Origin of the sequence: Rugamonas violacea (assembly GCF_016461825.1) — a bacterium.
Taxonomy (GTDB): domain Bacteria; phylum Pseudomonadota; class Gammaproteobacteria; order Burkholderiales; family Burkholderiaceae_D; genus Rugamonas.
On record NZ_JAEMNU010000145.1, the window covers coordinates 1 to 13,157 of the forward strand.

The 13,157-nt window shown below is 68.1% G+C and carries 11 protein-coding genes and 1 riboswitch; of the genes, 4 read left to right on the plus strand and 7 right to left on the minus strand.

Annotation, left to right across the window (positions count from 1 at the left end; all coding sequences use genetic code 11):
• Positions 1 to 63: 63 nt before the first annotated feature.
• Both cas8c and H7U20_RS26995 read right to left on the minus strand, forming a co-directional pair.
• Entirely contained in the window at positions 64 to 1,065 is a 1,002-nt protein-coding gene (cas8c, locus tag H7U20_RS26990; protein WP_199762238.1) for a type I-C CRISPR-associated protein Cas8c/Csd1, read from the minus strand.
• A 311-nt stretch (positions 1,066 to 1,376) separates the two neighbouring features.
• Positions 1,377 to 2,369, minus strand: a complete 993-nt coding sequence (locus H7U20_RS26995; RefSeq protein WP_199762239.1) for a dipeptidase — start codon at positions 2,367 to 2,369, stop codon at positions 1,377 to 1,379.
• 179 nt (positions 2,370 to 2,548) lie between these two features.
• On the opposite strand from H7U20_RS26995, the gene H7U20_RS27000 reads away from it, so the two are divergent.
• Entirely contained in the window at positions 2,549 to 3,796 is a 1,248-nt protein-coding gene (locus H7U20_RS27000) for a DEAD/DEAH box helicase (RefSeq protein WP_199762240.1), read from the plus strand.
• A 150-nt stretch (positions 3,797 to 3,946) separates the two neighbouring features.
• Here the strand turns inward: H7U20_RS27000 and H7U20_RS27005 are convergent, their stop codons facing one another.
• From H7U20_RS27005 to H7U20_RS27020, 4 genes are read right to left on the minus strand one after another with little or no spacing between them, the layout of a single operon-like run.
• Positions 3,947 to 4,618, minus strand: a complete 672-nt coding sequence (locus H7U20_RS27005; RefSeq protein WP_199762241.1) for a hypothetical protein — start codon at positions 4,616 to 4,618, stop codon at positions 3,947 to 3,949.
• Entirely contained in the window at positions 4,615 to 5,601 is a 987-nt protein-coding gene (locus tag H7U20_RS27010; RefSeq protein ID WP_199762242.1) for an MlaD family protein, read from the minus strand. The genes H7U20_RS27005 and H7U20_RS27010 overlap by 4 nt, the downstream gene beginning before the upstream one ends.
• Positions 5,602 to 5,623: 22 nt before the next feature.
• Positions 5,624 to 6,424: an MlaE family ABC transporter permease gene (locus H7U20_RS27015; RefSeq protein WP_233411131.1), complete on the minus strand. Its 801-nt coding sequence runs from the start codon at positions 6,422 to 6,424 to the stop codon at positions 5,624 to 5,626.
• A 55-nt stretch (positions 6,425 to 6,479) separates the two neighbouring features.
• The gene (locus tag H7U20_RS27020; RefSeq protein WP_199762243.1) at positions 6,480 to 7,346 is read right to left on the minus strand and encodes a LysR family transcriptional regulator; all 867 of its coding nucleotides are present in this window, start codon (positions 7,344 to 7,346) and stop codon (positions 6,480 to 6,482) included.
• Between the two features lie 141 nt (positions 7,347 to 7,487).
• Here H7U20_RS27020 and H7U20_RS27025 point away from each other — a divergent pair, with 141 nt between their 5' ends.
• Entirely contained in the window at positions 7,488 to 8,957 is a 1,470-nt protein-coding gene (locus tag H7U20_RS27025) for an MFS transporter (protein ID WP_199762244.1), read from the plus strand.
• Between the two features lie 24 nt (positions 8,958 to 8,981).
• On the opposite strand, the gene ribB is transcribed toward H7U20_RS27025, so the two are convergent.
• Positions 8,982 to 9,635 (minus strand): 3,4-dihydroxy-2-butanone-4-phosphate synthase, encoded by a 654-nt coding sequence (gene ribB / locus H7U20_RS27030; RefSeq protein WP_199762245.1) that lies wholly within the window; start codon positions 9,633 to 9,635, stop codon positions 8,982 to 8,984.
• Between the two features lie 95 nt (positions 9,636 to 9,730).
• Positions 9,731 to 9,882, minus strand: a riboswitch (FMN riboswitch).
• Between the two features lie 94 nt (positions 9,883 to 9,976).
• On the opposite strand from ribB, the gene H7U20_RS27035 reads away from it, so the two are divergent.
• A complete protein-coding gene (locus H7U20_RS27035; RefSeq protein WP_199762246.1) occupies positions 9,977 to 12,877 on the plus strand; it encodes a M16 family metallopeptidase in 2,901 nt (966 codons plus the stop codon).
• Between the two features lie 78 nt (positions 12,878 to 12,955).
• Entirely contained in the window at positions 12,956 to 13,156 is a 201-nt protein-coding gene (locus H7U20_RS27040; RefSeq protein WP_199762247.1) for a hypothetical protein, read from the plus strand.
• Position 13,157: the final 1 nt, after the last annotated feature.

The following is a 13,157-nucleotide window of genomic DNA, read 5'->3' on the forward strand; positions in this document are numbered from 1 at the left end:
CGGTCACGTTCGCCCGGAATGGGCGGTCACGTTCAAATGGAATGACTGGTCACGATGCCGGAATCACTGGTCACGTTCGTCCGGAATACCCAGCAAGCTGCGCGGATAGCGGCTGCCGGTCAGTACTGCTCGCATCATGTCGCCGGCGAGCTGGGGCGCGATGTCGTCGGCCTTGCTCTTGTTGTCGTGGCTGGGCACGGTGGCGTGCAACAGGCGCCAGATGGCGGGCGCGGTTTTCCATGGTTGCGGCACGATGTCGAGATCCTGAAAATGTTCGGCGATGTGGCGGGCGAAGAATTCCAGACTACCGCTTTGCCAGAAGCGGATAGAGAGACGCGATGCGTTTGGCGCTAGACCGAGCACGAACAATTCTGTGTTGTCATCGAGATCCAAGTCTAGCTCGCGCAGTGGCTTGCCGGCGCTGATCGCTTCCAGTACCGTTCGCAGTTTTGCCGCCTCCCGGGCATCGTCGCTTGGCGGACTAAGCATGTTGAAAAGTAATGATTGCGCCTTGTCGCAGGCGTCCATCGAATTCGCCTGAGCCCATAATACGACGCTGGCGTCGCCAATTTGCAGGCGTTGGCGGTTGTGCTCGTCGCGCCGCAGCAGATGGTTGAGTACCATGCTGTAGCCGAAGGCGGCGGCTTCGGATACCGGCGCATTGTCGCCCTGTTGCTTGCCATAGGAGGCGAAGGCTTCCTGATTGAACGACACAATCGAGGCGCCCGAGTTTTGTGCTCCATTCACGCTGCGGATGGCTGGATGCAGCCGCGCAACGGGCAAGGTTTCGCCTGTCACCAGGCATAGCCCGGTCGCCGCCTGGGCGCCGGCGAGGACTTTGGCGCGCAGCACCTGCGCTGCCGGCAATTGATGGACATACTGTTGTTCGCCGTCCAGGCGGAAGACGATATCGTGGAGCTGCCCGCCGGCAGCGCCAAGCTCCGTTCCGCAGAAAGTCTCTGCGAACCGGGTCGCCATGTCGCCAACGGCTTGCAAATTCCCACTAAGTGGTTGCCAGTCCGATTTGTCGGCCTGATTGCCGGAGTGGGCATAGAAAGGTGGCATGGTGGGCTTATCCTATGGGGCGTGGATTCCGGGCGATGAACCACAGGCCGGGCTGTTGTGCTTTCTCCTAACGATAGGGGACTTTTGGATAAGCGTATTGTCGTGACTCATTGATCATTGATCTTCTTGATTAATGATAAATGTCAAATTCGCTTGGTACGGGAATGGCGGGGGTGACTTGCTTTATAGGAGTCGGCAAGCCGTCGTTGCGCATCGGCTAACCGCCGCGCGGGCGGGTGTCTGTCTATGCCGCTGGGCAGGATATGGCGTATAGGTTCCCGCCTGCGCGGGAACGACGGCGGCTGGTGGCGTCAGGCGGCCATCAGCCGCAGCGCCTGCGGCTTGCTCCACACCTGCTGGGCGACGCGCATCATGTTGCGGCCCATGACCATCTCGGCTTCGGCCTCGCTCATGCCGGTGCGGCGCAGGGCGGCGCCCAGCTCGCGCCACACCGACGGCGGCGTGAAGGTGGGCGGCTTGCTGGCGCTGTAGCCGGCCGAGGCGGGCCACCAGTGGCCGGGGTCGAAATGGCCGGGCGGCGTGTCGTCCAGGCCGCGCTGCTGGAAGCAGATGTCCAGGCCGATGCCGGCGTGGGCCACGCCGACCAGGTTGGCGATGTAGGCGGCGTGGCGCGCCACGTCGTCGGCGTTGGGGTGGCTGCTGCCGAGGAACCAGGACAGGCCGGAGACGCAGACCACGCCGCCGGTGGCGGCGCAGGCGCGGATCTGCTCGTCGTTGACGTTGCGCCCGTGCGGCACCAGCGCGTAGGGATTGGCGTGGCTGAAGATCACCGGCTTGCTGGAGGCGGTCATCACGTCCATGCTGCACAGGCGGCCGCTGTGGGCGCAGTCCATCAGGATGCCGGCGTCGTTGATCGCTTCGACCATGCGGTAACCCAGGCCGGTCAGGCCGCGCGGCACGTCGTGGCAGCCGTCGGCCACGCTGTTGTTGCGGTTGTAGGCGAGCAGGATCTGGCGCACGCCCAGTTCGGCGTACAGCGCCAGCATGTCCGGCTGGTCCATCAACATCATCGAGCCTTCCAGGTCGAAGCTGATGGCCATGCGGCCGTCGGCGGCGGCCTGGATGATGTCGTCGACGCTGGAGATGAGCACGAAGCGCTCGGGATTGGCGGCGATGGTGGCGCGGTAGCCGGCGATCACCGACATCACCTGCGACACCGGGTTCATGTCGGCGCCGACGTTGAGCGAGACGTAATTGACGCCGGCGGCGTGCAACTGGCTGACCGGCGTGAAATCGGCCTGGGGGTGTTGCGGCAGGCAGGCGTGGGCGTCCCAGTTGATCATGAATCCGGTCTCGGTTTGTCAAAATGTCATATTCCCACGAACGGCGGCAGGGCGCAATTGTAGAAACCACAATTGTGCACAGGCCGATTTCCTGTCCGCCGCCGGCGCCTGCTTTATACTGGCGGAAAATTCAACGCAATCACCGCATCATCAATACCCAATCAACGCCAAAGGCCATCATGTCATTTTCCTCGCTGGGCCTTGCTCCCTCCCTGCTCAACGCCGTCACCGCCAGCGGCTACACCGAACCGACCGCGATCCAACGCGAGGCCATCCCCGCCGTGCTGCGCGGCGAGGACGTGCTGGGCGCCGCGCAAACCGGTTCCGGCAAGACCGCCGCCTTCGCGCTGCCGCTGCTGCAGTCGCTGCTCGACAACCGCAGCGGCCCGCGCCAGCTGCATGGCCTGGTGCTGGTGCCGACGCGCGAGCTGGCCGCCCAGGTCGGCGAGACGATCCGCAAGCTGGCGCTGCACCTGCCGATGCAGGTCAAGGTCGCCATCGTTTTCGGCGGCGTCTCGATCAACCCGCAAATGATGGCGCTGCGCGGCGGCGCCGACATCGTCGTCGCCACGCCGGGCCGTCTGCTCGACCTGCTCGACCACAACGCGCTGAAGATCTCGCGCACCGCCATGCTGGTGCTCGACGAGGCCGACCGCCTGCTCGACCTGGGCTTCAGCGAGGAGCTGGGCCGCATTCTCGAACAACTGCCGACGCAGCGGCAGAACCTGTTCTTCTCGGCGACCTTTCCGCCGGAGGTGCAGGCGCTGGCCGACACCATGCTGCACCAGCCGACCCGCGTCGAGGTGCTGGGCGAGCCGGCCAGCAAGCCGGACATCGCGCAGCGCGCCATCATGGTCGACGTGCCGCGCCGCACGCAACTGCTGAAAAACCTGATCCTGCAGCAGCGCTGGAGCAAGGTGCTGGTGTTCGTCGCCACCAAGTACGCCGCCGAGCACGTGGCCGACAAGCTGCGCCGCAACGGCATTCCGGCCGGCGCCTTCCACGGCGAGTTGAGCCAGGGCGCGCGCGGCGAGGTGCTGGCCGAGTTCAAGGCCAGCCGCCTGCAGGTGCTGGTGGCCACCGACGTGGCGGCGCGCGGCATCGACATCGCGCGGCTGCCGGCGGTGGTCAACTATGACTTGCCGCGTTCGGCGGTCGACTACACCCACCGCATCGGCCGCACCGGCCGGGCCGGCGAGAAGGGCGTGGCGATCAGCTTCGTCAGCGCCGACACCGAGGCGCATTTCCGCCTGATCGAAAAACGCCAGGACATCCTGCTTGAGCGCGAGCAGATCGTCGGCTTCGAAGCGGTGGAGGAGGCGGCGCCGGTGGCGGCGGTGACCGATACGGTCAACGGCGGCATCAAGGGCAAGCGCAAGAGCAAGAAGGACAAGCTGCGCGAAGCCGCCGCGCTGGCCGGCGAGTAGGGGCGCTCGGCTAAGGCCTTGGATTCAAGGTGCCGGCGGCTACAAAACCACCCAGAGGCAGAGAGCCGGGGTCAGACCCGCTGGGTCTGACCCCAGTTTTGCACTTGTGGGTTGGCTTGGTTTAGCGGCATGCCGGGCAGACCTTGAGGCTCAAGGCTGCTCGGCCGCCAGGGCGATGCGGCGGCGGATGCGCTGGGCCTCCTGCGCGTCGCCGGCCTGTTCGGCGCGCTGCGCCTGCACTCCCAGCCAGGCCAACAAGGGCCGGCGCCAGCCTTGTGCCGACGCCGCCTCCACCGCGCCCGCCAACACCGGCGGGCTGGCGCGCCCGGCGCGCAACAACACGCCCGACGCAACCAGTTTTGACAGGGGATCGGCGATCGCCTGCACCGCAGCGGCGGCGCCGGCTTCGTTGGCGGCCGCCACCGGCTGGTGCTGCGGCGGTAGCAGCGCCGCGTCCTGCGCGGTGGCGCGGCCGGCCAGGTACGCGGCGTAGGCGCGGTCGGCCGGGCTGGCGTCCTGGCGCAGCTGTTCGAAACCGGGGCAGTCGTCGAAGGCCAGCGCGGCGACGTGGCCGGCGCAGCGCAGCAGCTCGGCGCGGATCACCAGGCCGGGCTGGCCGGTGCTGGCCAGGCTGGCGCGGGCGCGGCTGAACTCGGCCACTTCCACCTTGGCGTTGCCCTCCATGTAGGCCGCCTGCGCGCGATCGAGCGCGCTGTGGGCGTTCATCTGCCAGTCCGGCAGTGGTGGATTGTTGCCGCAGCCGGCCAGCAGAAATGCTGCGGCCAGGGGCGCGCCTGTGCTCAGGCGAAGCGTGATTCTCATGGCAGCTTGATCTCCGTGTCGCGTTTGAACGGCCATTTGCGGTTGATTTCGTTGACCAGCTGTTCGACCCGGCGCAAGCTGCTTTCGACCTCGGCGCGCAAGGTGCCCAGGTCGGCCGTGGCGACCCTGGCGTTGGCGCCGACGGCCTGCGCCTCGACCAGCACCGCGTCCATTTTTTTCAAACTATTGCGGGCGTCGGCCAGCAAGGCGTTCAGCTGCACCACGGTGGCCTGGGCGTCTGTCATCACGCCGTCCTTGCCGAAGACGCGGCGGTCGGCGTTGCCGATCAGGCTGTCGGCCTTGAGCGCCAGCGCGTCCACCGTGAGCAGCAGCTTGCTGGCCCGTTCGACCAGCTGCTGCGCCTGTTTGTCGTCGCCGGCGAGCAGGCCCATGGCGCCGGCCGGGCCGTTGATCTTGTCGGTCAGGCCCTTGAAGTTGCGCAGGCTGGCATCCAGCGCGGAGTTTTCCGCCGTCAGGTTGCTGAGGTTTTGCAGCAGCTCCTTGGCGGCGGCCAGCAGGCGCGGGATCTCGGCGCCGGCGTCGCCCACCAGCAGGCCGCGCACGGCGCCGTCGTCCAGCGGCGGATCGGTCGGGATGCCGCTGAAGGCGCGCAGGCGGGCGCCGCCCACCAGGCCGCGCTCCAGCGTGAAGATGCTGGTGGTGCGCAGCCAGTGGGCGTCCTTGCGCGGCACGTCGATGACGATGCGCGCCTTGCCGTCGCCGGCCAGCTCGATGCGGCGCACGCGGCCGACCGGGAAGCCGGCGAAGGTGACGTCCATGCCGACCACCACGCCCTCCGAGTCGTCGGCCTGCAGCAGCAGGGTCTGGGTCGCCTCGAAGGCGCCGCGCGCGTACATCAGGTAGAGCGCCGAGCCGACCAGCAGCGCCACCATCAGTCCCAGCAACAGGGCGGCCTTGAACTCGGCGTTGCGGATCGGCGGCGGCTCGGGCGGAATCAGGGGGGAGGGCGTGGTGTCGGTCATGTCGGGTGGCGCGCGCAGGCGCTCAGTAGTAGTTGCCCATCAGGGAGGCGATTTCGATCAGCAGGATGACGCCGAACACGCGCACCATGTCGTTCAAGCCGTGGCTGGCGCGGGCGCGGTAGGCGGCGCCGTCGTGGAAGGACGAGGCCATCGGGATCAGGCCGGCGGCGAGGCTGAAGAATACGATCTTCAACATCAGGATCAAGGCGACGGCCGGGTTGAACACCTGGCCGACGACGCGGGTGTAGCCGTCCAGCGCCCACGGCGTGAAGCCGTACAAGGACAGGTAGGCCAGCAGCAGCGTCAGCACGCAGCTGACCGCCGCCAGCAGCCAGACGGCGAACACGCCGGCCGCCACGCGGGGAAAATATTCGCCGCGCAGTAGCGCCATGCCGCTGGCCTGCGGACCGAAGTCGCCCTCGGCGCGGCGCTGCGCCAGCTCCAGGCCGGTGGGCAGCGTGCTGCGCAGGGCGACGAAGGCGGCGGCGGTGAGCGGGATCAGTTCCAGCACCAGCACGCGCACCACCATCTCCAGCGCGAAGCGCGACAGGCCGTAGCTTTGCGAGGTGACCACGACGATGCGGATCAACACCAGGCTGATGAGCGCGGCCAGCACGGTGAACCACAACAGGTTGGGCGCGGTCGCTTGCACCAACTGGCGCGCCAGCGCGGGGCGCAGCGGCCGGCGGTAGCTGCTCGGCATCAGCGCCAGCTCCAGCATCAACACGGCGAAGTGCAGCAGGCGCCACCAGCCGACCAGCCAGCTCATGGCGGAACGGTGCAGGCGGCGCAGCGCGGCCGGGATGGCTGTGGATGAAATCATATTGGCATCTTAGCATTGCGCGGCGCCGCCGGCGCGTCCGGCTGGCCGCTCTGTTCTACTGCGGCGGGAAGGTGTCGATGATGGCGTCGGCCACGGCGCGCACGCGGGCGCTGCGACTCAGGTCGCTGTGCATGACCAGCCAGGTGTCGTAGTGTTCGACCCGTTCGGGCCAGATGCGCACCAACTGCGGGTCGAGGTCGGCCATGTGGCAGGGCAGCTCGCCGATGCCGATGCCGGCCCGCGTCGCCTCGATCAGCATCATGCCGCTGTTGACCTCCATCGCCACGCGGGCGTTGGCGACCGGCTCGCCGCAGATCTTTTCGCGGTGGCGCGGCGCGATGGTGCTCTGGTAGATCACGATGTCGTGGCCGGCCAGCGCGGTGCCCTGTTGCGGCTCGCCGCGTTCGCGCAGGTAGCCGGCGGTGGCGTACAGGCCCATGTCGCGGCGCGTCAGATGGCGCGAGATCAGGTCCGGGCTGGTGGGGCGCAGGGTGCGCACGGCCAGGTCGGCCTCGCGCCGGGTCAGGCTGGAGATCTGCGTGGTGGTGCTGAGGACGATGCGTATCTCCGGATGCATCACGTGCAGGCGTCGCAGGGCGGCGATGACGAAGCTGCTGGCCATGGTGTCGGTGGTGGCGACGCGGACGATGCCGGACAGGCGGTTGTCGATGCCCTGCATTTCGCGCTGCAGCTGGTCGGCGGCCTGTTCCATCAGCTCGGCGGCGGTCAGCGCCAGCTCGCCGGCCGGCGTGGCGACGTAGCCGGACGGCGTGCGCAGGAACAGGCGGGCGCCCAGCGAGGCTTCCAGCGCGGCCAGGCGGCGGCCCACCGTGGCTTGGTCGATCAGCAGCGCGGCGGCGGCGCCGCGCAGGGTGCCGGCCCGGTAGATGGCGAGAAAAACCCGGGCGTTGTCCCAGTCCATGGCGGCGCTCCTTGCAATGTGCGGGCGGGTTAAGGTGACCTTGATGCATTTTTGCATCAGGGTGCCGATGTTATGCGTATTTACTGCATCACGCAAGCGGCCTACCATGCGGCTGGTAACCTCTCGCACCATAGGATAGCCATGACCGCTCCGCAAAAACTCCCCGCCGCCACAGCCGCCACAGCCGCCACAGCCGCCACAGCCGCCACCACATCGGCCGCCATCGCCAAGCCGGCCGTGCCGGCCCTGTTGGTGTTGATGACGCTGGCGATCGGCTTCGTCATGGCGATGATCGACGTCACCGCCGTCAACACCGCCCTGTCCGACATCTCTCTCGACCTGGCGGTGCCGCTCACCGGCCTGGTCTGGGTGGTCGACGGCTACACGCTGACCTTCGCCGCGCTGCTGCTGGCCGGCGGCGCGCTGGCCGACCGCTATGGTCCGAAGAGCGTCTACCAGGGCGGACTGGCACTGTTCATCGGCGCCTCCGTGCTGTGCGCGCTGGCGCCCAGCGGCAACGCGCTGATCGCCGCGCGCCTGTTGCAAGGGGCCGGCGCCGCCTTGTTCATGCCCAGCTCCCTCAGCCTGTTGAGCCACGCCTACGACGACGACCACACCCGCGCCCGCATGCTTGGCACCTGGTCGGCCATCGTCGGTTGCGCCTCGTCGGCCGGCCCGCTGGTGGGCGGCATTCTGGTGCACAGCTTCGGCTGGCGCAGCGTGTTCTGGGTGAATGTGCCGATCGGCCTGCTCGGCATCGTGTTGACGCAGACGCTGTTGCCGGCCACGCCGCGCCACGCGCGCGCCCTGTCCTTGCTGAGCCACGCGCTGGGCGTGCTGGCGCTGGCGGCGTTGAGCTTCGTGCTGATCGAGGGGCCGGCGCTGGGCTGGAGCTCGGTGGCGGTGCTGACGGCGGCGCTGCTGACGGTATGCTCCGCCACGGCGCTGCTGCGGCGCGAACGGCGTGGCGCCCACCCGCTGCTGCCGCGCGCGCTGTTCGCCAGCGCCACCTTCGGCGCCGCCAACGGTGTCGGCTTCCTGATCAATTTCGCGGTGTTCGGCCAGCTATTCTTGTTGAGCTTATTTTTGCAGCAGTCGGGCGGGGCCGACGCCTTGCACACCGGGCTGCAACTGGTGCCGATGATGGCCGCTTTCGCCGCCGGCAATCTGCTGTCGGGACGGATCTCGGCGCGGGTCGGCGTGCGGCCGCCGATGCTGTACGGTTTGGGCGTGGGTCTGGCGATGGCCTTGCTGCTGCTGGCTTTCCTGCGGCCGGACACGCCTTACCTGATGCTGGTGTCGGGAACGATGGCGATGAACCTGGCCATCGGTATCGCAATACCGGGCATGACGGCGACCGTGATGCAGGTGGCCGGCCGGCTGCATGCCAACAGCGCGGCCGCCGCCTTGAACGCCAATCGCCAGATCGGCGCTTTGGTCGGCGTGGCGATGATGGGCAGCGTGCTGCATATGCTGCCGACGTGGCAGTGGCGCCTGCCGCTGGCCTTCGCCATGATCGCGCTGGCCTACGCCGGCGGCTGGGCGCTGGTGTACCGCCACGTCAGACTGGCCCGGCCCCAGGCGCCGTCGATGCCGGCGGCCGAGGCCTGAGGCCTGAAGGGCGAATCCAGCCGCTTACTCGCCCCGCTGGCGGCGCCAGCTGATCATCTCGGCGATGGTCAGGATCGGCATGTCGTGCAGTTCGGCGAAGCGTTCGATCGCCTCGCCGCGCATCATGCTGCCGTCCGGGTTCATCAGCTCGCACAGCACGGCGGCCGGTTGCAGGCCGGCCATCGTCGCCAGGTCGACCGAACCTTCGGTGTGGCCGGCGCGGGCCAGCACGCCGCCCGGCGTGGCGCGCAGCGGGAAGACGTGGCCCGGGTGGACCAGGTCGGCCGGCTTGGCGTCGGCGGCGATGGCGGCGCGCACCGTGGTCAGGCGGTCGGCCGCCGAAACGCCGGTGGTGACGCCGTCGCGCGCCTCGATCGAAACGGTGAACGGGGTGCCGTAGCGGCTGCCGTTGTCGGCGGCCATCGGCGGCAGTTCGAGCTCGCGCACCCGTTCGGCGCTCAGGCACAGGCAGACGATGCCGCTGCATTCGCGGATCAGCAGGGCCATGCTCTCGACAGTGACTTTTTCGGCGGCGAGGATCAGGTCGGCCTCGTTCTCGCGGTCGAAATCGTCGAGCAGGATCACCGGCACGCCGGCGCGCATGGCGGCGAGGGCGGCGCCGATGCGGCCCTCCAGGTCGGTGGAATGGAGTTGGTGGGACTGGTTGGTGGCTAACATGTGGAACGCTCCTCGCTCAATGGCGAAAAACGCGACAGGGCAAGCGGATACGCGCGGCCGCCCGCGCCGACGCATCGGACAGGGGACCGCGTACCGCACATCTTCTTTCATCCGGACTATACCGTCGGCCCTGGAGTCGCACCAGATCTGCTGACCCCGCCGGCACACTGCCCGGCGGGCGCTCGCGGGCTTGACCGTTGCCGGTCTTACCGCCGGTGGGGAATCGCACCCCGCCCCGAAGACGTATTGTTGTGCCTGCCGGATGGCAAGCGGGGGTAATTCTAGCGCAGATCGACAAATTGGGTGTACTGTTAGCCGTTTTCCACCCGACCCGATTCCGCATGACTCTCCCCACCTTGCGCAGCACCTCCGCAGCGGCCATGCTGGCCTGCTGTCTCCTCGGCCAAGCCCATGCCGCCGGCAGCGCGGCCACCGTGCCACCGGCGGCGACAACGCCGGCGGCGGCCGCAGTGGCGCCGCTGCGCCTGGACGCGGCGCTGCCGGTCGGCCCGCAGGTCAAGCTGGGCAAGCTGGCCAACGGCCTGAGTTACTACATCCAGCGCAACGGCCGGCCGGAGAAAAAGCTGGAGCTGCGGCTGGTGGTCAAGGCCGGCTCGATCCTGGAGGACGAGGACCAGCTCGGCCTGGCCCACTTCACCGAGCACATGGCCTTCAACGGTAGCAGCCATTTCAAGCGGCACGAGCTGGTGTCCTATCTGCAGGCGGCCGGCGTCAAGTTCGGCGCCGATTTGAACGCCTACACCGGCTTCGACGAGACGGTCTACATCCTGCCGCTGCCGACCGACGATCCGCAGTTGGTCGCGCGCGGCTTCCAGGTGCTGGAGGACTGGGCCCATGGCCTGTCCTTCAACCCGGCCGACATCGACAGCGAGCGCGGCATCGTGCTTGAGGAACTGCGGCTGGGGAAGGGCGCGACGGACCGCATCAACAAGGTGCTGCTGCCCAAGGTGCTCAACGGCTCGCGCTACGCCGAGCGTCTGCCGATCGGCAAGGAGGAGGTGTTGAAGACCTTCAGCCCGGACGCCATCAAGCGCTTTTACCATGACTGGTATCGGCCCGAACTGATGGCCGTGGTGGTGGTCGGCGACATCGACCCGGCCGAGGCGGAGCGCTTGATCGCGCAGCACTTCGGCCCCTTGAAGAACCCGGTGCCGGCGCGGCCGCGCCCGGTGGTCGAGATGCCCGAACCCGCCGCCTCGGAGAGCCTGGTGGTGACCGACAAGGAGGCCGGCGCCAACGCCATCTACATCCGCTACCCGATCCAGGCCAAGGCCGAGCCGAAGACCGTCGGCGAGTACCGCCAGGCCCTGGTCGAGAACCTGTATGGCTTCATCCTCGGCCAGCGCATGCACGAGTTGACGCAGCAGGCCAAGCCGCCCTTCATCCAGGGCGGCAGCGGCATGGGCACGGTGGTGCGCGGCTACCGCTCCTTCACCGCCAGCGCGGTGCTGGGCCAGGGCGGCTACGCGCCCGCCGTCGGCGCGTTGATGGAGGAGGGCCAGCGGGCGCGCCAGTTCGGCTTCAGCGCCGCCGAACTGGAACGGGCCAAGAAGACCATGCTGCGCAACTACGAGCGCCTGTACCAGGAGCGCGACAAGATGGACTCCGCCGCCTACGTCGGCGAATACCTGCGCCATTTCCTGGCGCAGGAAGCGATTCCCGGCATCGACAACGAGTACCGCTACGCCGGCCAGCTGGTGCCCGGCATCACGCTGGAAGAGGTCAACGCCGCCGCGCGGCTGGCCATCCCGGCCGGCGGCAACAAGCTGGTGGTCTACACGGGAGCGCAGCGCGAGGGCGTGGCGCCGCCGCTGGCGGCCGAGCTGCTGGCCGCCGTCAACGCCGCCGAGAAGACCGGCGTCAAGGCGCGCGAGGAGAAGGTCTATGCCAGCGTGTTGATGGAGCGGCCGCCCAAGGCCGGCAGCATTGTCAAGCAAAGCCGCGACGAGCGGCTGGGCCTGACCGAGCTCACCTTGAGCAACGGCGTCAAGGTGGTGCTCAAGCCGACCGACTTCAACAACGACCAAGTGCTGATGAGCGCGGTGCGCTTCGGCGGCCAATCGCTGTTCGACGAGGGCGACATCTTCAACGCGCGCTACGCCAGCGCCATCGTCGGCCAGATGGGGGTGCTCGACTACTCGCCGAGCGACCTGTCCAAAATCCTGGCCGGCAAGGCGGCCGGCGCCGGCACCACGCTGGGCTGGCTCAGCGAGACGGTGTCCGGCCGCGCCGCCAGCGCCGACGTCGAGACCATGCTGCAGCTGGCCTACCTGGAGATGACGCGGCCGCGCCAGGACGCGGCGATCTACAGCGCCTTCATCGACAAGCAGCGCGAGCTGGCCAAGACCAGCCTGACGCGGCCCGAGGCGGTGTTCAACGACGCCATCGCCGGCGCCCAGTTCAACAACCATCCACGGGTGGCGCGCGCGCCCCGGCCGCAGGACTTCGACCACGTCGACCTGGCGCGCGTGATGGAGATCTACAACAGCCGCATGGCCAGCGCCAAGGACTTCACCTTCTTCCTGGTCGGCAGCTTCGACGTCGAGCGGATCAAGCCGCTGCTGGCGACCTATCTGGGCGGCCTGCCGACGCCGGACGTGGCGGCCGGCTACAAGGACTTGGGTGTGCGGCCGGCGCGCGGCGTCATCAAGAAGGAAGTGCGCTTCGGCGCCGAGGCCAAGAGCCTGGTGGCGCTCAGCTTCACCGGCGACGCGGTCTACTCGGAGGCCGAGCAGATGCGCGTGCGCGCGCTGGTCGAGGTGCTCAACCTCAAGCTGGTCGAGGTGCTGCGCGAGCAGATGGGACTGATCTACAGCGGCGAGGTGGCCGGTGGGCTGGCCAAGATTCCCTATCCGGGCTATGCGATCAACATCAAGCTGCCGTGCGGCCCGGAGAACGTCGACCAGGTCATCGCCGCCACCTTCGCCGAGATCCGCAAGGTGCAGCAGCAGGGCGTGACGGCGGCCGACCTGGACAAGGTCAGGGCCGGCTGGGCCAAGTCCTACCGCAAGGGCCTGCGCGAGAACGGTTACTGGCTGGCGCAGCTGCAAACGGCCCTGGTCAACGGCAGCGACCCGGCCGCGCTGCTCGACTTCGAGGCGCGCGCCAACGCCATCACGCCGGCCGAGCTGGCCGAAACGGCGCGGCGCTACTTCGACATGGACAACTACCTGCAGGCGGTGCTGTATCCGCAGGCGCCGGCCAAGCGCGGCGCCGACTGATGCGGCGGCGCCGGGTGGAGCTGCTACACTACGGGCTGGCACCGTTTGGCGTGCGTGAATTTGGCAAGAGGTATCAAGATGGCGAAGAAACAAGAAGAGCTGGACCCGGAAACCATGGCACTGATTAACTGGTGCATCGAGGTGGAAGGCTTCCTGGTGGCCGGCGGCGCGACGCAGGAGCAGGCGCAGGAACACATCGAGGAACAGGTCGAGTGGTTCACCGACCAGTTCTACGACGGCCTGACGCCGGAAGAAGCGGCCAAGGAAGCACTGGCCTGAT